Origin of the sequence: Brevibacillus sp. NRRL NRS-603, assembly GCF_003013445.1 — a bacterium.
GTDB classification, from domain to species: domain Bacteria; phylum Bacillota; class Bacilli; order Brevibacillales; family Brevibacillaceae; genus Brevibacillus; species Brevibacillus formosus.
Genome location: NZ_PXZN01000012.1, coordinates 970,980 through 994,804 on the forward strand (window position 1 = coordinate 970,980; position 23,825 = coordinate 994,804).

General features: G+C 46.8%; 24 protein-coding genes. All 24 read right to left on the reverse strand.

All coding sequences use genetic code 11. The features are described from left to right. Positions 1-42: 42 nt before the first annotated feature. Positions 43-1,788, reverse strand: a complete 1,746-nt coding sequence (locus C7R94_RS11255) for a proline--tRNA ligase (RefSeq protein WP_146142798.1) — start codon at positions 1,786-1,788, stop codon at positions 43-45. A gap of 43 nt (positions 1,789-1,831) precedes the next feature. Continuing rightward, complete coding sequence (ispG, locus tag C7R94_RS11260) at positions 1,832-2,914, reverse strand: flavodoxin-dependent (E)-4-hydroxy-3-methylbut-2-enyl-diphosphate synthase (RefSeq protein ID WP_106780991.1); 1,083 nt, start codon at positions 2,912-2,914, stop codon at positions 1,832-1,834. A 55-nt stretch (positions 2,915-2,969) separates the two neighbouring features. Continuing rightward, the gene (gene rseP / locus C7R94_RS11265; RefSeq protein WP_106780993.1) at positions 2,970-4,235 is read right to left on the reverse strand and encodes an RIP metalloprotease RseP; all 1,266 of its coding nucleotides are present in this window, start codon (positions 4,233-4,235) and stop codon (positions 2,970-2,972) included. A gap of 43 nt (positions 4,236-4,278) precedes the next feature. After that, positions 4,279-5,427: a 1-deoxy-D-xylulose-5-phosphate reductoisomerase gene (locus tag C7R94_RS11270; RefSeq protein WP_106781285.1), complete on the reverse strand. Its 1,149-nt coding sequence runs from the start codon at positions 5,425-5,427 to the stop codon at positions 4,279-4,281. 40 nt (positions 5,428-5,467) lie between these two features. After that, the gene (locus C7R94_RS11275) at positions 5,468-6,253 is read right to left on the reverse strand and encodes a phosphatidate cytidylyltransferase (RefSeq protein WP_106780996.1); all 786 of its coding nucleotides are present in this window, start codon (positions 6,251-6,253) and stop codon (positions 5,468-5,470) included. Positions 6,254-6,270: 17 nt separating this feature from the next. Continuing rightward, positions 6,271-7,041 carry an undecaprenyl pyrophosphate synthase gene (locus C7R94_RS11280; protein WP_047067869.1) on the reverse strand — a complete coding sequence of 257 codons (771 nt, stop codon included), beginning with the start codon at positions 7,039-7,041 and terminating at the stop codon, positions 6,271-6,273. Between the two features lie 66 nt (positions 7,042-7,107). Next, a complete protein-coding gene (gene frr / locus C7R94_RS11285) occupies positions 7,108-7,665 on the reverse strand; it encodes a ribosome recycling factor (RefSeq protein ID WP_015891724.1) in 558 nt (185 codons plus the stop codon). Positions 7,666-7,667: 2 nt separating this feature from the next. Then, on the reverse strand, positions 7,668-8,390 hold the full coding sequence (gene pyrH / locus C7R94_RS11290) for a UMP kinase (protein WP_007719254.1): 723 nt from the start codon (positions 8,388-8,390) through the stop codon (positions 7,668-7,670). 159 nt (positions 8,391-8,549) lie between these two features. Then, positions 8,550-9,437, reverse strand: coding sequence for a translation elongation factor Ts (tsf, locus tag C7R94_RS11295; protein ID WP_047067871.1), 888 nt, complete (start codon positions 9,435-9,437; stop codon positions 8,550-8,552). Positions 9,438-9,574: 137 nt separating this feature from the next. Then, on the reverse strand, positions 9,575-10,285 hold the full coding sequence (rpsB, locus tag C7R94_RS11300; protein ID WP_015891726.1) for a 30S ribosomal protein S2: 711 nt from the start codon (positions 10,283-10,285) through the stop codon (positions 9,575-9,577). Positions 10,286-10,530: 245 nt separating this feature from the next. Next, positions 10,531-11,226: a DNA polymerase III subunit gamma/tau gene (locus tag C7R94_RS11305; protein ID WP_106781004.1), complete on the reverse strand. Its 696-nt coding sequence runs from the start codon at positions 11,224-11,226 to the stop codon at positions 10,531-10,533. Next, a complete protein-coding gene (locus tag C7R94_RS11310) occupies positions 11,201-11,725 on the reverse strand; it encodes a DUF6115 domain-containing protein (protein WP_106781008.1) in 525 nt (174 codons plus the stop codon). Before C7R94_RS11310 ends, C7R94_RS11305 begins: the two co-directional genes overlap by 26 nt. A gap of 23 nt (positions 11,726-11,748) precedes the next feature. Further along, the gene (locus C7R94_RS11315) at positions 11,749-12,087 is read right to left on the reverse strand and encodes a hypothetical protein (RefSeq protein ID WP_106781010.1); all 339 of its coding nucleotides are present in this window, start codon (positions 12,085-12,087) and stop codon (positions 11,749-11,751) included. A 45-nt stretch (positions 12,088-12,132) separates the two neighbouring features. Continuing rightward, positions 12,133-13,551 carry a flagellar assembly protein A gene (locus C7R94_RS11320; RefSeq protein ID WP_106781012.1) on the reverse strand — a complete coding sequence of 473 codons (1,419 nt, stop codon included), beginning with the start codon at positions 13,549-13,551 and terminating at the stop codon, positions 12,133-12,135. Between the two features lie 31 nt (positions 13,552-13,582). After that, the gene (locus tag C7R94_RS11325) at positions 13,583-14,371 is read right to left on the reverse strand and encodes a FliA/WhiG family RNA polymerase sigma factor (protein WP_047067879.1); all 789 of its coding nucleotides are present in this window, start codon (positions 14,369-14,371) and stop codon (positions 13,583-13,585) included. Between the two features lie 16 nt (positions 14,372-14,387). After that, positions 14,388-14,771 carry a hypothetical protein gene (locus C7R94_RS11330; protein WP_047067881.1) on the reverse strand — a complete coding sequence of 128 codons (384 nt, stop codon included), beginning with the start codon at positions 14,769-14,771 and terminating at the stop codon, positions 14,388-14,390. Positions 14,772-14,774: 3 nt separating this feature from the next. Then, positions 14,775-15,260, reverse strand: a complete 486-nt coding sequence (locus C7R94_RS11335) for a chemotaxis protein CheD (RefSeq protein ID WP_007719270.1) — start codon at positions 15,258-15,260, stop codon at positions 14,775-14,777. Then, positions 15,247-15,873, reverse strand: coding sequence for a chemotaxis protein CheC (locus tag C7R94_RS11340; RefSeq protein WP_106781015.1), 627 nt, complete (start codon positions 15,871-15,873; stop codon positions 15,247-15,249). The genes C7R94_RS11335 and C7R94_RS11340 overlap by 14 nt, the downstream gene beginning before the upstream one ends. 5 nt (positions 15,874-15,878) lie before the next feature. Further along, positions 15,879-16,355 carry a chemotaxis protein CheW gene (locus C7R94_RS11345; protein WP_007719278.1) on the reverse strand — a complete coding sequence of 159 codons (477 nt, stop codon included), beginning with the start codon at positions 16,353-16,355 and terminating at the stop codon, positions 15,879-15,881. A gap of 16 nt (positions 16,356-16,371) precedes the next feature. Next, positions 16,372-18,396 (reverse strand): chemotaxis protein CheA, encoded by a 2,025-nt coding sequence (locus C7R94_RS11350; protein WP_106781017.1) that lies wholly within the window; start codon positions 18,394-18,396, stop codon positions 16,372-16,374. 21 nt (positions 18,397-18,417) lie between these two features. After that, complete coding sequence (locus C7R94_RS11355; RefSeq protein ID WP_106781020.1) at positions 18,418-19,533, reverse strand: protein-glutamate methylesterase/protein-glutamine glutaminase; 1,116 nt, start codon at positions 19,531-19,533, stop codon at positions 18,418-18,420. A 31-nt stretch (positions 19,534-19,564) separates the two neighbouring features. Continuing rightward, entirely contained in the window at positions 19,565-20,428 is an 864-nt protein-coding gene (locus tag C7R94_RS11360; protein WP_106781022.1) for a MinD/ParA family protein, read from the reverse strand. Positions 20,429-20,432: 4 nt separating this feature from the next. Next, positions 20,433-21,779 carry a flagellar biosynthesis GTPase FlhF gene (gene flhF, locus C7R94_RS11365; protein ID WP_106781025.1) on the reverse strand — a complete coding sequence of 449 codons (1,347 nt, stop codon included), beginning with the start codon at positions 21,777-21,779 and terminating at the stop codon, positions 20,433-20,435. Continuing rightward, the gene (flhA, locus tag C7R94_RS11370; protein ID WP_106781027.1) at positions 21,776-23,818 is read right to left on the reverse strand and encodes a flagellar biosynthesis protein FlhA; all 2,043 of its coding nucleotides are present in this window, start codon (positions 23,816-23,818) and stop codon (positions 21,776-21,778) included. The genes flhF and flhA overlap by 4 nt, the downstream gene beginning before the upstream one ends. Positions 23,819-23,825 lie beyond the last annotated feature (7 nt).

Sequence of the window (23,825 nt, forward strand, 5' to 3'; positions counted from 1 at the left end):
CCCGTAAAAATTCGACAAAATCCTTCTTATTCCTGCATCCAACTAGTTCCCGAACAACGCAGCTCCGGTTTGGTCAACACGGGATAGGAAACCTTTCACTTCATCGACCAATTGATCCAGCTTCACATCATGTGTTTCACCGTTTTTGCGGATACGCACTTCAACTGTTCCTTCTTGTGCGGCTTTATCGGAAACCGTAATTCGCAGAGGCAGTCCGATCAAATCAGCGTCTTTAAACTTCACACCAGCACGCTCAGGACGATCGTCAAACAAAACCTCGACGCCAGCCTTGCGCAGTGCTTCTGTAATTTGTTCACTAGTTTGACGTTGCTCTTCTACTTTAACATTGACCGGAATCACATGCACATGGAAAGGTGCAACAGATACTGGCCAAATGATACCATTTTCATCGTTGTTTTGCTCGATCACTGCCGCAATTGTACGAGATACACCGATTCCATAGCAACCCATGATCATCGGTTGACTGCGGCCGTTCTCATCCAGGTACGTAGCCCCCATCGCTGTGGAGTATTTCGTACCCAGCTTGAATACGTGACCGACTTCTACACCACGTGCAAACTTGATAACACCACCTGTACGAGGGCACTCGTCGCCTTCTGTAATGTTGCGCAAGTCAGCGTACTGGGAAACCGTGAAATCGCGGCCAGCAACTACGTGAGTCAGATGATAGTCTGTATCGTTGGCACCGACGACACCATCATAAACATCTTGAACAAAATTGTCCGCGATGATTTCCACTTTTTCAGGATCAATGCCAACAGGGCCAACAAACCCTGCAGGCGCTCCAGTCACCGAAACAATATCCGCTTCAGAAGCCAGTCCAACCATTGTCGCATCGTACAAGTTTTTCAGCTTCACTTCATTAATCTCATGATCACCGCGGACCAGCACCATAACCAGCTTGTCGTCTACGCGGTAAATGAGGCTCTTGATGATTTGCTTTGCTTCGATTTGCAGTGCTTGTACCAATTGGTCGATCGTTTTAGTGCCAGGCGTATGCAATTTTTCTCGAGCTGGCGCTTCTGTTGCTGGCTTCGCAGATGGCTTGTACACGACCTCTGCCTTTTCCAAGTTGGCCGCATAATCGCCTTCTTCAGAATAAGCAATCGTGTCTTCCCCAATGTCGCACAACGCCATGAATTCGTATGTGCCTTTTCCGCCGATTGCACCAGCATCCGCTTCTACTGCACGGAAGTTCAAGCCTACTCGGGTAAAGATGTTCGTGTACGCATCGTACATCGCCTGGAAGTTGCGATCCAGACCTTCTTGTGTCGTATCAAAAGAGTAAGCATCCTTCATAATAAACTCGCGGCAACGAATCAAACCAAAGCGTGGACGCACTTCATCACGGAACTTGGTTTGAATTTGATAAAGGTTGATCGGGAGTTTTTTGTAAGAGTTAATCTCATCACGCACGAGACTCGTAATGACTTCTTCGTGGGTTGGACCCAAGGCAAAAGGACGATCATGACGATCACGCAGGCGGACGAGCTCGGGACCATATACATCCCAACGACCCGTTTGATGCCACAGCTCAGCTGGTTGCATCGCTGGCATCAACAGCTCTTGTCCCCCAGCATTGTTCATTTCTTCACGCACAATCGCTTGGATTTTGTGCAGGGAACGGAGCGCCAGGGGCAGGTACGTATAAATACCGGAAGCCAGTTGGCGGGCCATACCTGCGCGGAGCAGCAGCTTGTGGCTGGCAATCTCCGCGTCGGATGGCACTTCCCGCAGGGTAGGGATCAACATTTGACTTTGCTTCAACACGTGCGTGTCCTCCTTATGCCTTATCAGCAATCAACGTGCATTATCCTACAGTTGTAGTTTTTTGCTCGTTTACTATTTCGTCAATTTCTTTCATTAGCTCTTCAAACAACTCGGTTTCTTTTACTTTCCGAACAATTTCACCATTACGGAAAATCAAGCCCTCGCCATTTCCGCCAGCAACACCTACATCTGCTTCTCGAGCTTCACCAGGACCATTTACCGCGCAACCCATTACCGCTACTTTTAACGGTACTTTCAGCGTGGAAACAGCATCCTCGACTTTTGTTGCCAGGCCGATCAGATCAATTGCGCATCGACCGCAAGATGGGCATGCAATGACCACTGGATCGTTGTTCACGATATCCAAGCTGCGAAGGATTTGTTTGGCTACTTTAATTTCTTCAACAGGATCAGCCGTCAGGGATACACGGATGGTGTCACCGATTCCCATCGACAATACCGTTCCGATCCCAACTGAAGACTTAATGCTGCCGGAGAACTGTGTGCCTGCTTCCGTTACACCAACGTGCAATGGATAGTTGCGCTTCTGTGCCATCAACGAATAGGTTTGGATCATTGTTGGAACATCGGAAGACTTCAAGGAAATGACGATGTTGTCGTAATTCAGGTCTTCCAGAATTTGCACGTGGTCCATCGCACTTTCTACGATTGCTTCCGGAGAAGGGTACCCGTATTTTTCCAAAAGTCTTCTCTCGACAGAACCGGAGTTGACCCCGATACGGATCGGAACATTGCGCTCACGGCACGCTTCCACTACGCGTTGCGTTTTTTCTTTTGAACCGATGTTTCCTGGGTTGATCCGAATTTTATCAATCCCGCTCTCCAGTGCAATCAATGCCAGCTTGTGGTCGAAATGAATGTCGGCAACAAGTGGCAATGGAGAACGTTCTTTAATTTTTTTGATGGCACGTGCTGCATCTTCATTGATGACGGCCAAGCGAACAATTTGGCAACCGACATCGTGCAGTCTCTGAATCTCGGCCAGAGTTTTTTCTACATCGCGTGTGTCTGCTGTCGTCATCGATTGGATGACTACGCTTTTTTGGCCCCCGATTTGCACTCCACCTACAAAAACCGGTTTCGTCTCCTCGCGCTTGAACATTTTGCACCATCCTTTTACGTATGTCTGTTTTTCTTTCTATCGTGTTAGTACGTGATTAGGAGAACAATCGTTGCAGATCATTCCAAGTCACTACCAAAATAAGCAACATCAAAAAGGCAAAGCCCAAGAAATGAACCATTCCTTCTTTATGCGGGTCAACAGGTCGACCACGCAGTGCCTCTACTCCCAAGAATGCGAGACGCCCGCCATCCAAGGCTGGCAATGGCAACAGATTGAACAACCCAAGGTTAATGCTCAATACAGCAGCCCATTTCAACAGAATCGCCATGCCTTGTTGCGCAACCTCTCCTGTCATCTTGAAAATACCGACTGGACCACTCAAGTCCTTTAATCCGTATTCTCCGGTTACGAGCATTCCCAAGCTTTTCAGGATCATCACCGTAAAGTCGTAAGTGGAGGTTGCACCGTATTTGAGAACTTCTCCTGGGGCAAACGTGAGTGCATTGGTTACCATGATTTTGCCCACGTTGTTTTCGTCTTTCCCTACTTTCACTGGCACAGTCAAACGCTGGCCATTACGCTCGTACTCAAACGTTAACTGTTGGTCCGGCGCTTTGCTAATCTTCTCTACAACGTCTTTCCACGAGGATACCGGCTGACCTTGAATCGCGATCACCTTATCACCTGGCAATAATCCAGCTTGAGCAGCAGGTCCTCCCGGGATTACATCCCCCAGATAGCTGCCATTCGGTACGCCGTACAAGAAGCCGATCGCGATAAACAAAACAAACGCCAGCAAAAAGTTGGCTGCAGGTCCTGCAAAAATCGCCCAAAAACGTTGTGAAACAGTCTTGCCTTTGAACTGTCTGTTCAGAGGGGCAATCTGTACTTCTTGTCCATCCTTGACCAGTTGAGCCTGTGGATGAACAGCAAACGTTTTCTGCTCTCCGTCCAGTTCGAGTACGATATTTAAATTTTGCTCCAAATCAAATTGTACCACCGTACCGGTAATCACACGAGCAGAACCAGAACTTGGCCCATCGAGCAAAATATGTGTGACCTTTCCTAACGCATCCCGCTCCACGCTTACTTCCATGTGCGGTTTTAACATATCCATCTCCGGGTCTTCTCCCGCCATGCGAACAAGACCACCGATAGGTAACAGGCGTAAGGTGTATTCCGTTTCTCCCCGCTTCACGCGAAAAATTTTTGGCCCCATTCCCAGTGCAAATTCACGACATAAGATCCCTGCCTTCTTGGCCAGAAGAAAGTGTCCTAGTTCGTGCACAAAGACAAGTACCCCAAATACAACTACAATCGCGAGAATTGATTCAACGGAATCCAGGTTGGGCAAAGGCAAGTGAACAGCCACCTTTCTGTCAAGTATCTAACTCTCATATTCCTTAAATGGAGACGAGCGCATAAGAGCGTGCCCACTCATCTGCTGCAAAAATATCTGCAAGCTCTGGACTCGCTACACCAGGGTGAGCTTCGCACGTTTTCCGGACGACCTTTTCGATGTCTAAAAAACGGATCGCTCCCTTCAAGAACATATCAACTGCGACCTCATTGGCTGCATTCAGTACTGCAGTATGCGTACCTCCTGCCGTGCCGCACTCATACGCTAATTTTAACAGAGGATAACGCTCATAATCCATGGCTGCAAAATGAAGCGTGGCGATCTTGACCAAATCAAGTGGTTCCGTAGGCAGTTCTTTTCTGATGGGATAGCTCATGGCGTACTGAATCGGAACCTTCATATCCGGCGTACCGAGTTGGGCCATGACCGCTCTGTCTTTGTATTCTACCATAGAGTGTATGATACTTTCATAATGCAATACGCATTCGATCTGCTCATAAGGTAAATCAAACAGCCAATGAGCCTCGATCACTTCAAAACCTTTGTTCATCATGGTAGCAGAATCGATGGTAATTTTTGCACCCATGCTCCAATTCGGATGAGCCAATGCTTGCTCTACTGTCACTTGCTGGAGATCCTCGCGAGTGAGGTGACGGAAGGAACCGCCTGATGCGGTCAAAATAATCCTTGCCACATCTTCCTTACGCTCGCCTTGCAGACATTGGTAGACAGCGGAATGCTCGCTGTCTACTGGAATAATCGATACGCCTTTTTCTTTCGCTCGTTTCATGACGACAGGGCCAGCGCTCACCAGTGTCTCTTTATTAGCCAGTCCAATTGTTTTTCCCGCCTCAATCGCAGCGAGTGTAGGTGCTACCCCTACACTGCCGACAACAGCGGTCATAACGAAATTGGCGGCTTCATGACGGGCAACCAGTTCCAAGCCTTCCGCACCGTAAACAATTTCTGGTTGAGACTTGCCCGCCAATCTATCTCGCAGTTCAACGGCAGCCTTCTCATTTCCTACAGAAACGAGCTCGGGCTTGAACTTTTCCACCTGGAGTGTCAATAGGTCGACGTTTGTTCCAGCAGCCATAGCCACCACCGAAAAATCCTCAGGATGCTGGTCTACGACTTCAAGCGTGCTCGTTCCAACGGACCCCGTTGAACCTAAGAGCGCTATTTTTTTCACGGATTTCACCCTCTATATCTCTTTCTATATGCAAAAGGTTTTAGACAATACCTAATAGATGTAGAACCGGAAAGACGAGCAAAAAACTATCGAAGCGATCCAAAACGCCCCCGTGCCCCGGGATGAGCTGTCCTGAATCTTTCACATGGAAATGCCTCTTGAAAGCCGACTCAACCAAATCCCCCAATTGCCCGACGATCCCAGCAACAAGAGCGATGGTCAAAGCCTGATCAATCGCAAAATGTCCAAAGCTTGCATTGATGGAAAGAACAATCAAGACAGAAGCGACAAGACCGCCTAAGGCCCCTTCCACCGTCTTGTTTGGACTTATTTCTGGCCACAGTTTACGTTTGCCTACTGCTTTTCCGACAAAATAGGCGCCCGAGTCAGTGGACCAGATTCCCATAATGACCATGACCGTAAGCATGAATCCTTCTGGTAGGTTTCGGGTAGCGGCCATATAAGTAAAACCGTAGCCTATGTATAACGCCCCCACCAACGTAAGGGCGACGTGTTCAATGTGAAACTGATTTTTCCGTAAAACGGAGTAAATCAACAAGAGCAGGATGACGGGCAGCATCAGATCCGGCAAGCTGATACTGAGCCAATCCGAAAATAATAGAGACGGCCATAAAATGCTTAACATCAATACATATCCGAGCAATCCTGCCAAATAAAATGACTGAATGCCAGCCATTCTCATAAATTCAAAATAGCCAATGACAGCCAGTAAAAACACTAATAGTGAGTACCAAACTCCACCAGCATACATCAATAATAGAAAAGCAGCCCCACCAATCAGGCCTGTTATTATACGTTGCTTCAACTGATTCCACCTCTCGGCTATACCGCCCCGTAGCGACGAGCTCGGCCTTGGTATTCCACGATTGCTTGATAAAAATGTTCACGGGTAAAATCAGGCCATAGCACGTCCGTAAACCATAATTCTGTGTATGCTAATTGCCACAGCATAAAGTTACTCAAACGAATCTCTCCACTTGTGCGAATCAAGAGGTCTGGATCGGGAATTTCGCTTGTATACAAGTAGCTCGATATCAATTCCTCTGTCAGCTGTTCTGGTTGAAGCTCGCCTGCTTTTACTTGTGCTGCCATCACTGAAAATGCTTTTGCCAGTTCATCTCGCCCACCGTAATTCAGGGCAAAATTCAATTGCAGACCGCTATTGTCCTTCGTTCTCTCTTCTGCTTCCAGCAGTGCTTTCAGCGTATGAGAAGGCAGCTCGTTCTTACTGCCCAGCATGCGTATGCGGACACCACGTTCTATTAATTCATCCAATTCTGTCGACAAAAATTCCTGCGGAAGTTTCATGAGAAAATCCACTTCATCGCGCGGACGCTTCCAGTTTTCGGTAGAGAATGCGTACATCGTCATATAACGCACGCCGATCTCGTCTGCAGCCTTGACGACTTCTTTTACTGCTTTCATTCCTGCACGGTGCCCGGCAACCCGGGGTAAACTGCGCTTATTGGCCCAACGACCGTTACCATCCATAATTATCGCCACATGTTCCGGAATCTTACCGGAACGATCCAACTCGGCTGGCTCCGATTGCTTTTCTTTGCGGCCCCATTTGCGCGCTAGATGTTCTAACATAAAGTGTTCCCCCGTAATGAGAGATATAGACGTACATCCCCCTCAAACGAGGGGGATTACCATTACCTATACTTCCAAAATGTCTTTCTCTTTGTCCTTGACGATCTTATCAACTTCGGCGATGAATTTATCCGTCGTTTTTTGTATGGTTTCTTGATGACGACGGGAATCGTCCTCAGAAATGGTAGCAGCTTTTTCAAGCTTTTTGATTTCATCGTTTGCATCACGACGGATGTTACGAATGGCTACCTTTGCTTCTTCTCCACCTTTTCCTGCCAGCTTCACGAGCTCTTTACGACGCTCTTCTGTGAGTGGAGGAATGATCAGGCGGATAATTACGCCATCGTTGGATGGAGAAATTCCCAAATCCGATTGTTGCAGCGCACGGTCAATTTCTTTGAGCGCCGTTTTATCCCAAGGCTGGATTGTCAGCATACGCGGTTCTGGTACGCTGATGTTTGCCAATTGGCTAATCGGCGTTGGAGTGCCGTAGTAGTCTACTGTAACACGATCCAGCATCGCTGGGTTCGCACGACCTGCACGCAAGCTGGACAGGTCTCTTTTCAAAGCATTGATCGCTTTATTCATGCGATCTTCCATGTCATTTAGCACAGTTTGTGGCATAATTATTCCCCTTTCACTAGAGTACCGATTTTGTCGCCCATTACTGCCCGACGAATATTGCCTTCTTCAGAAATGTTAAAGACGATCAACGGAATACTGTTATCCATGCACAAGCTGGATGCTGTTGAATCCATGACACCTAAACCTTTATTCAGCACTTCCAGGAATGTCAACTGGTCATACTTTTTAGCGTTCGGGTCAAGGCTTGGGTCTGCAGAGTACACACCGTCTACCTTGTTTTTCGCCATCAGGATTACCTCAGCTTCAATCTCAGCTGCACGCAGAGCAGCTGTCGTATCCGTTGAAAAGTAAGGGTTACCAGTACCGGCAGCGAAGATGACCACACGCATTTTTTCCAAATGGCGAATGGCACGACGGCGTATGTATGGTTCTGCTACCTGTCTCATCTCAATCGAGGTTTGAACACGAGTCGGGACGTTCACTTTTTCTAACCCATCCTGCAAGGCGAGTGAGTTCATAATCGTGGCCAGCATCCCCATGTAATCGGCTGTTGCCCGATCCATTCCTTTAGAGCTGCCGGAAAGTCCGCGCCAGATGTTACCTCCTCCGACGACTACTGCGACTTGTACACCCAATTCTACGATTTCCTTGATCTGGTTAGCGACGGAGAAAATTACCTTTGGGTCAATACCATACCCTAAGTCCCCCGCCAAAGCTTCCCCACTCAACTTTAACACAACCCGTTTATAGGCAGGAAGTGGCATGTGAAACGGCCTCCATTCATGAATCATTCTCTGTGCCCAGTCTTCATTCCTTCTAATTGGGAACAGGTACACACTGCTATTTACATGCAGAGAGTTTCACACAAAGTGAAACTCTCGCTTTGAAAATAGGGAACACGAAGGTGTTCCCTATAACCTTTATTATTGCTTATTAACTTGAGCCATTACTTCAGCTGCGAAGTCTTCTTGTTTCTTCTCGATACCTTCGCCTACTTGGAAGCGAGCGAAGCCTTTCAAGGTAGCACCTGCTTCTTTCAGCAGAACGGCTACTTTTTTGTCCGTATCTTTTACGAATGGTTGCTCAACCAGTACGTATTCTTCGAAGAATTTGGAGAGGCGGCCTTCTACCATTTTCTCAACGATGTTAGCAGGTTTGCCTTCAGCCAGTGCTTGGTTTTTCAGAACTTCACGCTCACGCTCGATCTCATCAGCGGAAACTTCTTCACGGTTAGCAAAACGTGGGTTGGACGCTGCTGCGTGCATTCCCAAGTCTCTTGCCAGTGTTTCGTCTTGTGTACCTTCCAAAGTTACCAGAACGCCAATGCGGCCACCCATGTGCAGGTAAGCACCGAATACGCCAGCGTCAGTTTTCTCAGAGAGTGCAAAACGACGGAAGGAGATGTTTTCTCCGATAGTCGCGATTTTCTCATTGATCACATGAGCCAGAGTCTCGCCAGCACCTTTGAATGGTTGCTCCAGAGCTTCTTCAACTGTTGCAGGACGTTGGGATACAACGTGCTCAGCAATGTCTTTTACGAGTGTTTGGAACTCAGGGTTTTTCGCTACGAAGTCAGTTTCGCAGTTAACTTCTACAACTGCTGCAACGTTTCCAGCTACCGCAGTTGCAGTCAGACCTTCAGCTGCGATACGACCAGATTTTTTTGCTGCTTTCGCGATACCGCGTTCACGGAGCAAGTCAATTGCTTTTTCCATGTCGCCTGCTGTTTCTTCCAGCGCGCGTTTGCAATCCATCATACCTGCGCCTGTACGCTCGCGCAGTTCTTTAACCGCTTGTGCACTAATTGCCATTGAGTGAAACCTCCTCGAAAAGTTACGATCCTATTATAATCGAAAAGCAAGTCACCTGTTAACCTCGGCGACGCTATTCAGCAAAAAAGGATGGACGGGGGTTCTGACACCCTCAGTCCACCCTTTAACACACATGCTTACGCAGTTGTTGTTGCTTGTTGCTCTGTACCTTGGTTTCCTTCCAGGAGAGCGTCTGCCATTTTAGCAGTGAGCAATTTCACAGCGCGAATTGCGTCATCGTTACCTGGGATCACATAATCGATTTCATCTGGATCGCAGTTAGTATCTACGATCGCTACGATTGGGATACCCAATTTACGAGCTTCTGCTACAGCGATGCGCTCTTTACGAGGATCGATGACAAACAGAGCGTCAGGCAGTTTATCCATGTGAGCGATACCGCCCAAGAATTTTTCCAGACGATCCATTTCTTTGCGCAGAACGATAACTTCTTTCTTAGGCAATACTGCGAAAGTACCATCGTTTTCCATACGCTTCAGCTCAGCCAAGCGAGCAGTACGTTTTTTGATGGTTGTGAAGTTTGTCAGAGTACCACCCAACCAACGTTGGTTGATGAAGTAGTGACCTGTGCGTTCTGCTTCTTCTTTAACGGATTCTTGTGCTTGTTTCTTCGTACCAACGAAGAGGATTTTTCCGCCGTCTTGAGCGAGTTCACGTACGAAGTTGTACGCTTCCTCTACTTTCTTAACGGTTTTTTGCAGGTCGATAATGTAGATTCCGTTACGTTCGGTGAAGATATAGCGAGCCATTTTCGGGTTCCAACGACGAGTTTGGTGACCGAAGTGTACACCAGCCTCGAGCAATTGTTTCATCGAAATTACTGCCATATTTCACACCTCCTTCAAAAATGGTTTTTGTGATGCCTACCTCCGCCTCACCGCATGTTCCAAGCAATTCTGCCATAGGCAGCACCGTTGCCGGAATTGGTGGACGTGCGATTTCAACACCGTAAATGAATATATCATATGGGAGTTTCAATTGCAACAAACGAATTCCATTTATTTCGTAAAAAAAGTTTTGACCCTTTTGGCAGACGACAAACGGCCACATTTCGTTACATTGAAAAAACCGCCTATTTTTTAGGCGGCGTCGTTATCAATTTGACGATGTCTGCTTCCTTAGCAGCAGTCGACACTTCATAAGTACCGACACGAATACGATTTAGCTTGTCGCTCGCACGTAGCTGGGCCACAAATTGATTGTCTGCAGGAAGGATTCCTTCCTTTACGAGAATCTGCGCTACATCCTCTGCTGTTGCTTTATACGGAACAGTGAAAGATACCTTCTTATCTGCTACAGGTGCTTCCACTGTCGGAGCTTTAGGTGCCACCGAATTTGGTGACACTGGTGTCTGCGTATTCGGTACAGTTGGAGTAGGCTGGCCGTCCTTACTCACAGGATTTGTTGGCGGGATCACCTTTTGTTCCGATAAAGCCGCAGGTGTCGTAGACTGTACAGTTGGCGTCTGCGGTTGCTTTGCCACAGGCGCCACTGTTTGGTCTACCTTTGGCGTAACTGGCGCCTTAGGCACTCCAGGAGCTGGTTTTACGTTCACTTTCTTTTCTTCCTGCCACTGCTTGTATTCTTCTGCTGTAAGTACGACCATCTCCAGCTCTTGTGCAGCTACTTTCATTTGATCTACAGTCATGGCTGGGGCTTGTGCAGTCTGCTTAGGAGCTAACAGTCCGATAATAGAGGTAGCTACAATCAGTCCTGCTCCAAATCCGAATAATAGCTCTTGTTTACGCATCGGCAAGACCTCGCTCATGCCTGTCAGCCAAGGAAAAGATCAAATCGATTTCCCCTCTGCCTGCACCGAGTCGTTTTGCGATCTCATCTCGGGACAAACCTTCTTTACTAAGCTCAAAGGCACGGCGATAACGTTCTCGCAGTGCCAGCATATCCACCTCTTGAACTTGAGGTGCTGGTTCTTTCCTATGAGTATCCTTTGGAGCTTCTTCCTTGTGACCTTCACTCTTTTTCCATTGTTCTTCCATACTGTCTAATCGCTTGCGCAAACTAGCGATATCCTCGAGAAGATCCGCTCTCATTTCCTGCCATTCTGCGGCTAGAAGATTGGTTTCTTGCTTTACCTGTTTTTGAAGACGCTGAACGCTTTTTTCGAGCTCGTCCTTGTCCGTCGTGCGTTGTGTGGGTAATGAGGAAAAGGAGTCAACAGGCTGCTTCTTTTTTATGATAAAAGCAAGAAGCATGCTGATCATTCCTGCTCCAATCAGGATGGGATACACTACGTCCATGTTGTCCACCTTTATTTCTGGCTTGACTTCATTTATAAAGAAATATCTATAATCCGTCCACGCAATGGATCTCTCATGAGATCAGCATTCGCAGATACACCTTCGCTCGATTCGGACAATTGGCTCCCAGTGGATTCTTTTTTGTCCTGATGTTCTTGCTGTCCTTGCTTTTTTTCTCGTTCGCGTATCTGGTTCTTTTGTGATTGCTCAAGATCACTCGGGCGCTGGCGCATATGTTCATCCAGGTCTCTTCGCTGATCAATCATGGACTGTTGTTCATGCATGGTTCGTTGTTGCTGATGCTCCTGAATCCGGCTGACTTCTAACGTGCGTGGTATTGCCACCTGCAATTCAACCGCTTTCAAACTCATATGGCCCCAACTCCCTTGTCACACTAAGTATGTAAGCAGCCTGGATTAGATAAGAGTTGCTGTGCTAATTTCACCGTCCAGCACGATAAATCGCGTTCTCGCATACTCGTGCTTGATAAAGTGCACCAGCTTTCCAAACGTCATTTTAATTCCTGGATACATCACATGATATGCTTCAATAGCTGCTGGGCCTTCACCTTTCAGCTCGAGTTCAATATCATTTCTGCGTGCTTCCAATTCCTTGCTTTCTTTTTCCAAAACCAAACGAGTATTAGTCAGCTTGATTTGCATGAGACGCTTGTCTGCTGGAAGTTCTTTGCTGGCCTGAAGGATCTGGTTAATAACCCCTAGTCCTTGATCTGTTTTGCGTAAATTTTCATACACATTTTGTAGTTCTTTTTGAATATTCGCCAGTTCTTGTCTTAACTCCGGTTTTACTCCTACTTCGAGTATCGTAGGAGTGGCGCTGCTGTTCCCAAATACACGCGCCACAATCTTTTCCCCAGCCTGCAGCACGCCGCCAATGATGAAGCCCTTTGAGCCTTTGCAAATGATTTGCTTTCCAGCTCGTACAGTTGAGAACATGATGCGTTGTGAAACAATCACTTGATTGCCAGCCGTCACATTGGCGTTTTGGATAAAGGATGTCCGGACATCTTTCCCCGCAACAATGCAGCCTTTGTCCTGGGCAACAATCCCGCTTTTGATCTCAATGGAGCCTTCCGCGTACAACTCGGCCCCTTCTACACTGCCAAGTACGCGTATATCTCCTGATGACTTTACGCGAAAGCCATTCAATACGTTCCCGCGAATGACCACCGTTCCCACAAAATCAATATTGCCAACACCAAAATCAACATCCCCGTTTACTTCAAATACGGGAAATACGTTCATTTTTGCCTGTTCCGTAAAGGAGACTTGTCCGTCAATAGCGGCGTATAGCATTGTCCGCTCTTGATTGAGTACAACATTTTTCCCAGGCTTTATGTTTATTTCCTTGCCGGCTTTGGGAGCGATGGGCTCTCCGGTAACTGCTGTGCCTGGTTGTCCCTGGCTTGCTGATATTTTACGTGCCAAGAGTTGTCCTTTTGCTACATTAGGGATTGTCGTCACATTATAAAAATCAACTCGGCCATCCTCTAGCTCTTTTGGACCTTCCCCTTCATTAATAGATGCCAAATAGGGGTACTCGATAGTCCCATCGGTTCCGGCCACAGGTGCAATCCCTTGAGCAACCTTTACTCTCGCGTTTGCATATTTTGCAGGTAAGGCGCACAAGTCCCGAACTACATCATCGAGAATTCCATACTTCACATTGCTTGCTTGTAATGCTTTATAAACATCGGTTTCCAAGATGACAATTTCGTCGATATCTTGTTCGTCCATACGAAGAAGTACTTCGGCCTCCAATTTATCGGCTGAAATTTTTACTTCTATTTTATAGTTCCCGATCCCTTCCATCATTCTACCCCTCTCAAGCTTGGGTAATGTCCCTTTACATCAATTGCGATTTCCATCTGGACAACGCAGAACGAAGTCGGAAAAGAGCTTTGGAGTGCAACTGGGATATTCTTGAAGGTGACAAGCTCATGATTTCCGCAATTTCTGATAAGGTCATTTCTTCAAAATAAAACAAGGAGACAACCAGTCGTTCCTTTTCAGGCAATTTGTCGATGACCGTTACTAGAACCTCTTTTAAGCTGGATACTTCCGCCACATTATCAGGGCGAGGCGTGAGCTCATCGATGATATACGAATGTCTTGCTGTTTTTTGTTCGTCTTCATCCCCTACTGCCTCATCGATAGAAACCATGCTGGCAAGAGAGGTTTCCAAGAAAACCTGTTGGAGCTCCTTTTTGCTTATTCCCAGATAATCAGACACTTCTTGATCGGTTGGCATTCGCAGCATTTGCTGTTCCAAGGTGGTGTATGCTTCTTCGATTTTTTTGGCCTTGTCTCGAACAGTACGAGGGATCCAGTCGTTCTCGCGTAGTCCATCGATCATTGCACCGCGAATTCTCCACATGGCGTACGTCTCAAATTGGAGACCCCGGGTATGATCGAATTTAGCCAAAGCGTCTAATAGTCCAAAGCGCCCATAACTAATCAAGTCATCCTTGTCCACATTTGCTGGCAGATTAATTGCCAACCGATTTGCCACCTTATCGACCAGTGGCAAAAACCGTGTGACCAAGTCAACCTCCGCCTCGCGACTTCCCTCTTGCTTCCACATGACCCATTTATCGAATTCTTTTGCTTTTTCTTGACTGGTTAGCCGTGCCACGAATAGTCACCAACCTTTACTCATCTGATAAGCGCCTAACGACCTCTGCAACGGTGGCTGGATCCTCAGTAGGATGAATCCTTTCCATCTTGTTGATTGAGAGTGGTGCAAATGTTTGATCTTCCTGTTCGACTTGTTGCCCAATTTCCAGAACGACCCCACCTTCTGCTAGAGGAGAGCTTGTCCCCTCTAGCGTGTCCGTAACCATTGGTGGAGTGGATGACTGTATGAATGTTGCGAGCAGCCAACGAATTGGGAATGCAGCGAGGAAGAATAGGACAAATGCAATACCTGCTCTCTCCAGTGATACGAGCCAGACATTACTCGCCACAGCCGTACCCAGCGTTACAAGAAATGCGAGCATCCCTAATCCAAAATTAATCCAAATGGTTCCTAACATTTGTTATACTTCCTTCACACCTTGATTTACGGTCCTGATTTGAAGAATGCCGTTTGTGGCATCTAACTCTATTGTCCGACCGCAGTTTCCCCCTGTATCTTCTGCCACGATCTTTATATGAGCATCCTTCAATGCAAGTTTGCACGCCTCTACATTCCGAGGCCCAATCCGCATGGTGTCATTATTCCCCAAAAATGCGAACATTTGTGCACCGCCAGCCAATTTCGCAACTGTGTGTCTGGTCTCCGCACCAGCCTTCACCATCAACTGAATCAGATGGGGGATAGCTGTATCCGCATATTTGCCTATCGTTAGCTCCCCGCTTTTAGCCAAAGACGATTCTGGGAGCATAACATGTGCCATACCTGCAATTTTATGGATATGATCGTAGAGCACTACCCCTACGCAAGAACCTAAACCGGTAGTACGCAGCTTGCTCGGCGGCTTTGCCACACCGAGATCAGCCATCCCTATCTTAATAATCTCCATCGAACGGAACCCCTAATGAACGAAATAGTATTGGGAGCGATTCAGGATCAGGAATTAAGAAAAAGTTCCCTTTTACTTGATCATTGCCTTCGAAAAAAGCGGTGTCAATCGTGAGGGCAAAGTCACCCGCTTGACCCAACGCTATTAATCCGTAACTTAGAATAGCTCCAGCCATATCCACAGCGAGTGCAGGTACGGACGGCTGTAAATTTAATTTTGTAAAATCAGCTAACGATGATAAATAAGAACCTGTTAAGATGTTGCCAATCTCATGGAGCGCCGAGATTTCCAGCTCTCCCCACTCGTACACATCTTTATTAATACCTGTAATTTGTTCGAGCAGGTGCTTGGCAGAATCCAAATCAAGGATAAAAAACATGTTACCTGGACAATCGCCTTCAACTCGGAGGAAGACGGTCACTACAACAGTTTCCGCTCCTCCTACAAAATCTGCCACTTCGTCAAAGGAGATAATCTTGACTTGTGGAACTTTCATATCGATTTCTTTTTGTATGAGCTTGGAGAGAGCCGTGGCAGCGTGACCAGCACCGATGTTCCCGATTTCCCGTAAAACGTCAAATTGGAAATCCCCAAACTTCGTAAAATCGCCCATTTTACTTACCCCTCAATTGCGTCCAACTGCTTGATTTCCTCAGTACTCAATACTTTATCAAGGTTTAAGAGGATTAACAGTCGTTTATCCAGCTTAGCGACGCCTCGCAAATAAGCAGCCTCCACACCTCCAACAACTTCTGGAGGCGGTTCAATCGCATCAACTGGTATATCAATAACATCGTTTGCAGCATCTACAATGAGACCCACTTCCAACTCACCCACGGCCACGATAATGATTCGGGTTGCTTCGGAATAGACGCTTTCTTCGAGACTAAAGCGATTGCGCAGGTCAATAATCGGTGTCACAACGCCACGCAGATTAATAACCCCTTTGACGAAACTAGGCGTTCGAGGAACTCTTGTGATGTGCTCCAGCTTTTCAATGGATTTAACCTGATGAACCTCTACGCCATACTCTTCGTCCTTCAATCGAAAGACAATCACTTTGACTTCGCTAATGACTTCTTTTTGATCGAGCATGTGGCTGCCCCTCCTTCTACTTAATCAGCGAGTTACAATCTATGATGAGCGCGACCTGACCGTCTCCCAGGATCGTTGCACCTGAAATGGCAAATACATTGACCAGATATTTGCCAAGAGATTTTAGAACAATCTCTTGTTGACCGATGAACGAATCGACGACAAGGCCTGCCATTTTCTCACCTTTACGTACGATGACGACTGCCACTTCATCTTCCATCGTTTCCCCATTATCAGGCACTTGGAAAATGTCCTGCAGCGAAACGAGCGGGACTACACGTCCTCGGAAGTCGATCACTTTTTGGCGGTGAGCCATCATGATTTGATCTTTTTTAAACACAGCCGTCTCAATAATGGAGCTGAGTGGGACAGCGTACTTCTCATCTTTCACTTGTACCAGCATCGCAGAAATGATAGAGAGTGTAAGTGGCAATTGAATGAGGAAAGTCGTGCCCTGACCCCGCACTGAATCTACGCTGACACTACCGCCCAACGATTCAATTTTGGACTTCACGACATCCAGTCCAACACCACGACCGGAAATATCAGATACAACTTCCGCTGTACTAAAGCCTGCTGCAAATAGCAACTCGTGGATTTGCTTGTCACTCATGCTATCTGCATTGGCAGGATTGACAATGCCTCTCTCAAGCGCTTTTTTTAGAACTTTATCTTTATTGATTCCAGCACCGTCATCTTTTACTTCAATAAAGACATGGTTCCCGCTGTGGAAAGCGCGAAGCTCAATTTTTCCTTCCTCTGGCTTACCCGCCTTTTTCCGATCTGCTGGAGACTCAATTCCGTGGTCAAGCGAGTTACGCAGCAAGTGATTGAGTGGGTCCCCAATTTCGTCGATGACGGTACGATCCAATTCTGTCTCCGCACCGATAATCTCCAGATTCACTTTTTTATTCAGATCTTTTTGCAGATCGCGAATCATACGTGGGAAACGATTGAATACTTGCTCCACCGGTACCATGCGCATCGTCAGAATGATGTTTTGCAAGTCGCCACTAATCCGGCTCATATGCTCCACGGTTTCCTGCAGTTCGTTCTTTCCAATCTCTCGCGCCAACTGCTCCAGACGACCGCGGTCGATGACTAGTTCGCTAAACAGATTCATCAAGATATCCAAGCGTTCGATATCTACACGAATTGTTTTTCCCCCAGCCGTCGCTTTCTTCACTGGTGCTTGAGGAGCTTCTGCTGCTCCTTTTTCAGCTGGTGCTGGTGCCTGTTGGACTACGGGAGCAGGTGGAGCTTCCTTCTTCAATTGAATGGTTTCAATTGTCACATCTTGGATTTCCGAAATGTTAAGAATCGTAGTGCGAACTTTTTCAATCGATTGCTCCGTCACATAGGCGATTTCAAACGATTGTTCAAATCGCTCATTCTCGATATCTTCAACAGCTGGCTTCGTTTTGATCACTTCACCCATAGATTCCAATTGATCAAAAACCATGTAGGAGCGGGCAGCCTTGAGCAAGCAGTTTTCATTCAATGTCACTTTGATCCACAAAACGTTGTTCCCGAGCTCCTGAGACTGCTTCAAGACCATCATGGCATAATCATCCAGTTCATGATCTTCAGCTGATGTAGTCTCCTCTTGCGGTGCTTCCACTTCCATTGTAGTAGCTGCTACTTCCTGCTCGGCTGAAAAGTCTCCCGCAACAATCGCCCGTAGCTTCTTTACAATAGCGGATACATCCGCTGAACCGTCTCCGCCTTCTGTGATATCGATGACCATGCCTTCAATCAAATCTACACTCTGGAAAATAGCGTCCATGATGTCACTGGTAATCGTTAACTTCTGATTGCGAATCAGGTCCAGTACATTTTCCGCTTCGTGAGTCAAACTCGCCATGTCTTCAAAGCCCATCGTTGCCGACATACCCTTCAATGTATGCGCGGAACGAAAAATCTCTTTGACATGACCAATGTTACCCGGATCACTTTCCAAAAGTAACAAGTTGGCGTTGATCGCCTGTAGGTGTTCCTTTGACTCCTCAATAAACATGTCCAAATACTGATTCATATCCATAGGTGATCCACCTCCCAAAAATCAGTGCAAGAGCTTGCACAACAGCTCTGGAATCTTTTCCAATGGGGCCACGTTGTCTGCCAAGCCTGCTTGAATCGCTGCTCTTGGCATTCCGTATACGACACAGCTCGACTCATCTTCGATAATACTTGTGACATGGCCAAGCTCCTTCATGAGCTTTAGTCCTTTAGTCCCATCATTTCCCATGCCTGTCATGATGATTGCCCATTTGTCTACATTTGTCAATTGACTGACTGATTCAAACAGGATATCGACAGACGGTCTGTGTCCGCCTCGTGGCTCCTCTTGATGTAAGTAGGCCTGCAGTCTCCCATTCACTTGACGAACCTCGAAATGGAAGCCTCCTGGAGCGATGTACGCTGTACCATTTTCCAAATACTCGCCATCGACAACCTCGGTTACTCGAATCTGGCATAGCGAGTCTAACCGATTTGCTAACGATTTTGTGAAACCTGCTGGCATATGCTGAACGATGGCAATTGGTGCCGGAAAGTTCGCCGGAATTGCAGTCAGTACACTCTGCAATGCTTTAGGACCACCCGTGGAAGTACCTAGAACCACCAGTCTTGCCTTTCCGCCAACTTGTGACCGCATCACGGCAGGCGGGCTCGGTATTTTCGTACGGATTACTGGAGATGCCGGTGTAACAGGTGCAGCTTTTGATTCGAAAGATACCGGTTTGACTACGCGAGGCATCGGCTTTTTCAAACGTACTTTCGATGCTGCTGCCGCCTTCACACGCTCGATAAGACGATCGCCCACTTTGTGGATGTCGAGAGAAATTGGACCAGAAGGCTTTGTTACAAAGTCAAACGCACCTAGTTCCAACGCATGAATCGTAGCTTCGGCTCCTTCTTTAGTCAGACTGCTCAACATGACGATCGGAACCGGGCACTCATTCATCAGCTTTTCCAGCGCGTCCAAACCGTTCATGACCGGCATTTCAATGTCAAGTGTGAGAACATCCGGCGCCAGTTCTTTGCATTTTTCAATACATTCGAGTCCATTCTTAGCTCGATCGATCACTTCAATCTCAGGATCCGTAGATAAAATGTCCGAAATCACTTTACGCATGAATGCAGAATCGTCCGTGACGAGAACGCGGATTTTGCTCATTCGAATGTCGCTCCCTTCCTACTTTTATGTCTCATCGTATGAAGTGCCTCAACTTCGCAAGAAAACCTTTGAGACCACTGACAGAAGCATCCGCTGTAACCGGACGATCCAAATACCGCTCTACCAGATTTCGTATGCTTCTCGCGGCTTGCGATTGTGGATATGTAAGTAGAAAAGGACGCTGCAGTTTAACAGCTTTTGAAACATAAGGATCATCCGAAACATATCCGAGCGACTGAATATCCATATTCAAAAAACGTTTAGAAACCATCGCAAGCTTGTCTGCCGTCATTTTCCCTTCTCTCTCCGACGACGCTCGATTTATCACCAATCGAATCGAAACAGCGGGATTGCGTGAGTGTAGCATCTTGATGACTGCATATGCATCCGTTATCGCTGGTGGTTCGGGAGTGGTTACAAGGATGACCTCGTCTGAGGAGAGCATGAATCGCATGGATTCTTTTGAAAAACCTGCTCCCGTATCAAAAATGATGGTGTCGGCATAGCCTTGCAGCGGGTCAAGATGCGAGAATAAGCGATCAAGCTTCTCATCATCTAACTGCATAATCTGCGTAAATCCAGAACCACCCGCGATGAATTCTAAACCTCCAGGTCCTTGCTCGATAATGTCCCAAACAGTTGTATCTGGCTCTAACAAATGAAACAGATGCTTTTTTGGGGTGATACCCATTAATACATCCAGATTTGCCAGACCCAGATCCAAGTCAAACAAAACCGCCTTATGTCCCTTCTCAATCAAACCAAGTCCAAAATTCAAGCTGAAATTGGACTTGCCGACACCACCTTTTCCACTTGTCACTGTCACCAGTCTAGTTGGTCGTGTCTTTTTGTTTTGTAGCATCCGCTCACGGAGTTGCTCTGCCTGGTCACGCATCTGCTTACTCTCCCATAATCATCGTTGAAACCAGCTCGGGTGTAGCAACAACGATATCATCTGGTACATTTTGACCTGTCGTTACATAGGAGAGCTTTAGATTCATCTCCTGACAAACGTTCAACATCGTGCCAAAGCTGTTTGTTTCATCCGCTTTTGTAAAAATGACTTGCTTCACTTGAACTTCCGCAAAATTTTGGACGATTGCTTTCATATCATTGAATTTGGAGCTCAAGCTAAGTACTAGGTAGTTCACGCTGTCTTTTCCATGCTCCAACAATTCACGAATGCCTTCGACGTACTCATCGTTGCGAAAATTTCGTCCAGCCGTATCGACAAAAATGAGGTCACAATCACTTAAGCGCTCCATCGCTGCCGCCATTTCTTTCGGAGAAAAGACAACCTCCAGCGGGACATTCAAGATGTTTGCGTACGTCTTCAATTGTTCTACAGCCGCCATTCGATACGTATCAGCGGTGATAAAGCCAATTTTTCGCTTTTCCTTCAACATGCTGTTTGCCGCAAGCTTCGCAATGGTCGTCGTTTTTCCAACCCCTGTCGGACCGAAAAAGAAAGCATACCGTACATTCTTACCCAGCTTTGGCGAAGATGCTGTATATGGCTCGATCATGGAAGTGATAATCGTTCGACATACCGTAAACGCTTCTTCCTCCGTCCACTTTTCACCCGGCTTCGACATTTCCATCATTTTTCGAATGATTTCCGCTGTCAGCTCTTCAGTCACTTCTTGCTTCAATAACTGTGAACGAATAGACTGTATCGCGGGAGGAAGTTGTTCACTTAAGTCATGCACCAGCAGCTTTTGAAACATTTGACGCATATCTCGCATTTCGGTAGCAATCGCGTCATGATTGCTTTCGTGTAAAGCTCTTTCTTGGGATGTCGTGACAGGAGCATGCTGCTCAGCTGGCTCTCCTTGCTTTGGCACAACTCTCGTATCTGAGATCGCTTCTTTTGGAGGAGTCGGAACCGCGGTTTGTGTCATCGTGGCTACACTCTGCTCCCTACCTGTTGATTCAGCTTGTTGTGTCTCAGCTGTTTTTGTCACAGTCGGTCTTCGATACGCTTGAGCAGCCGTGTACGTACCCGTCTGCAATTTGGGCAAAACGTTGTTGGTTCGATGTTCAGCTGCTACTGTAGGATTTTCACGCTCGGGTGCCTTTTCATCGACAGCAGCGATCACTTCGATTCGTTGTTTGCCAAACATCCCGAACAATCCACCTGTTTTGATCGGCTTGGAATTAAGAATCACTGCATCCATTCCTAAGTCCGTCCTGATTTTTTCCATTGCTTCTGGCATCGAATCGACAATGTAACGTTTTACCCTCACGAAATGTTCACCATCCCTACGCTTTGCACTTCAACATGTGGTTCGAGCTCGCTGTACGACAAAACGGGAACGTCTGGCATCATACGATCTACTAATTGACGCAAGTACATTCGGACCGCTGGTGATGAAAGAATGATCGGCTGTTGACCCGAGTTGATCATCTTGCTCACTTCAGTCGACATGTTTTGGAAAATACGTTGAGACGTTTCCGGATCCATCGCCAGATAGCTTCCTTGCTCAGATTGTTCCACACGTTCAGAGATTGCTTTTTCCAATCCTGCTCCAGCTGTAAGCACGCGAAGCGGTTGTCCAGGCTCCGTAAATTGGAGTGTGATCTGTCTCGCCATCGCCTGTCTCACATATTCTGTCAGTACATCTGGATCTTTTGTAAACAAGGCATGATCCGCAAGTGCTTCGAGAATGACATGGAGATTACGAACAGATACTTTTTCACGCAACAGCTTTTGCAATACTTTTTGGACGTCCCCAATGGCGAGCAAACTTGGAATCAGCTCGTCTACGAGAACTGGTGCTGTCTCCCGTACATTGTCGATCAAGGCCCTTGTTTCCTGACGACCTAACAATTCGTGGGCATGTCGCTTGATGACCTCTGTCAGATGTGTAGCCACAACAGATGGCGGATCGACAACTGTATAGCCAGACAGCTCAGCAATCTCCTTATTCTCTTCTGTTACCCATAATGCAGGCAATCCAAACGCAGGTTCTACGGTTTCTATACCAACAATAGAATCATCTTCAATCCCCGGGCTCATCGCCAGATAGTGATCCAGCATAATTTCCCCTTTTGCGACCTGGTTGCCTTTTATTTTGATCATGTATTCATTCGGTCGAAGCTGGATGTTGTCACGTATACGAATGACCGGTACAACAATCCCCATTTCGAGTGCGATTTGTCTTCGAATCATAATGACCCGATCTAGCAGATCTCCTCCCTGCTTCACATCAGCAAGCGGGATTAATCCATAACCGAACTCGAATTCGATCGGATCGACCTGTAACAGGTTCACGACGCTTTCTGGACTGCGTACTTCTTCCATTTGCTGCTCTTCCACCTTGTCGGCGGATTCTTGTATTTGCATCTTTTGGTTCTTTTCCATTTTCCAGGCAGCAAATGCCATAATCCCGCTTACCGGAAGTACAGGCAAAATTCCAATCGGTGTAAAGAGCCCCAGTAATAACATACATCCGGCTACGATATAGAGAAGGCGCGGAAAGCTGAACATTTGCTTGACGATGTCTTCTCCCAGACCTTCGCCAGAAGTAGAACGCGTTACAATAATACCTGCTGCAGTCGAGATTAAGAGCGCTGGAATCTGGCTCACCAGTGCGTCACCGACGGACATGGTAGTGAAACGAGAGGCAGACTCTGCAAAGCTCATATCGTGAATGAGCATCCCGATGATAAAACCACCGATAATATTTACGATAAAAATGATAATACCCGCGATGGCGTCCCCTTTTACGAATTTGCTGGCACCATCCATTGCTCCATAAAAGTCAGCTTCGTTCTCAATCTTTTTTCTTCGGACACGCGCTTCTGCTTCTGTGATCATTCCTGCATTCAGATCCGCATCGATACTCATCTGTTTACCAGGCATCGCATCGAGCGTAAAGCGTGCTGCTACCTCAGCGACACGCTCAGAACCTTTGGTAATTACGATAAACTGAATAACGATCAAGATCAGAAACACAACGAAACCGACGACTTGATTTCCACCGACTACAAAGCTACCAAACGTCTCAATAACTTTACCGCCTTCACCGTGCGAAAGAATATTTCTCGTCGTCGACACGTTCAAGGCTAGTCGAAAAAGTGTTGTAATAAGCAAAACCGTCGGAAAGATCGAGAATTCCAAAGTTTCTTTTGTATACATCGACACAAGCAAGATGGTCAATGCAAGGGAGATATTCAAAATCAACAGCAAATCAAGAAGCGCTGAAGGAAGTGGGATTACCATCATGACAACAATGCTTATGACAAAAAGGATCGTACCAACTTCTTTAAATTTGAATCCCACTGGTTAT

Coding starts and splice junctions, on each gene's coding strand:
- ispG (WP_106780991.1), bottom strand. CDS start 2,914: ATGTTCAAGCGCGAGGAGACGAAACCGGTTTTTGTAGGTGGAGTGCAA.
- C7R94_RS11280 (WP_047067869.1), bottom strand. CDS start 7,041: ATGTTAGAACATCTAGCGCGCAAATGGGGCCGCAAAGAAAAGCAATCG.
- frr (WP_015891724.1), bottom strand. CDS start 7,665: ATGCCACAAACTGTGCTAAATGACATGGAAGATCGCATGAATAAAGCG.
- pyrH (WP_007719254.1), bottom strand. CDS start 8,390: ATGCCACTTCCTGCCTATAAACGGGTTGTGTTAAAGTTGAGTGGGGAA.
- tsf (WP_047067871.1), bottom strand. CDS start 9,437: ATGGCAATTAGTGCACAAGCGGTTAAAGAACTGCGCGAGCGTACAGGC.
- rpsB (WP_015891726.1), bottom strand. CDS start 10,285: ATGGCAGTAATTTCGATGAAACAATTGCTCGAGGCTGGTGTACACTTC.
- C7R94_RS11305 (WP_106781004.1), bottom strand. CDS start 11,226: ATGAGCGAGGTCTTGCCGATGCGTAAACAAGAGCTATTATTCGGATTT.
- C7R94_RS11315 (WP_106781010.1), bottom strand. CDS start 12,087: ATGAGTTTGAAAGCGGTTGAATTGCAGGTGGCAATACCACGCACGTTA.
- C7R94_RS11320 (WP_106781012.1), bottom strand. CDS start 13,551: ATGATGGAAGGGATCGGGAACTATAAAATAGAAGTAAAAATTTCAGCC.
- C7R94_RS11330 (WP_047067881.1), bottom strand. CDS start 14,771: ATGTTAGGAACCATTTGGATTAATTTTGGATTAGGGATGCTCGCATTT.
- C7R94_RS11335 (WP_007719270.1), bottom strand. CDS start 15,260: ATGGAGATTATTAAGATAGGGATGGCTGATCTCGGTGTGGCAAAGCCG.
- C7R94_RS11340 (WP_106781015.1), bottom strand. CDS start 15,873: ATGGGCGATTTTACGAAGTTTGGGGATTTCCAATTTGACGTTTTACGG.
- C7R94_RS11345 (WP_007719278.1), bottom strand. CDS start 16,355: ATGCTCGATCAAAAAGAAGTCATTAGCGAAGTCAAAGTGATTGTCTTT.
- C7R94_RS11350 (WP_106781017.1), bottom strand. CDS start 18,396: ATGGATATGAATCAGTATTTGGACATGTTTATTGAGGAGTCAAAGGAA.
- C7R94_RS11355 (WP_106781020.1), bottom strand. CDS start 19,533: ATGAGCAAAATCCGCGTTCTCGTCACGGACGATTCTGCATTCATGCGT.
- C7R94_RS11360 (WP_106781022.1), bottom strand. CDS start 20,428: ATGCGTGACCAGGCAGAGCAACTCCGTGAGCGGATGCTACAAAACAAA.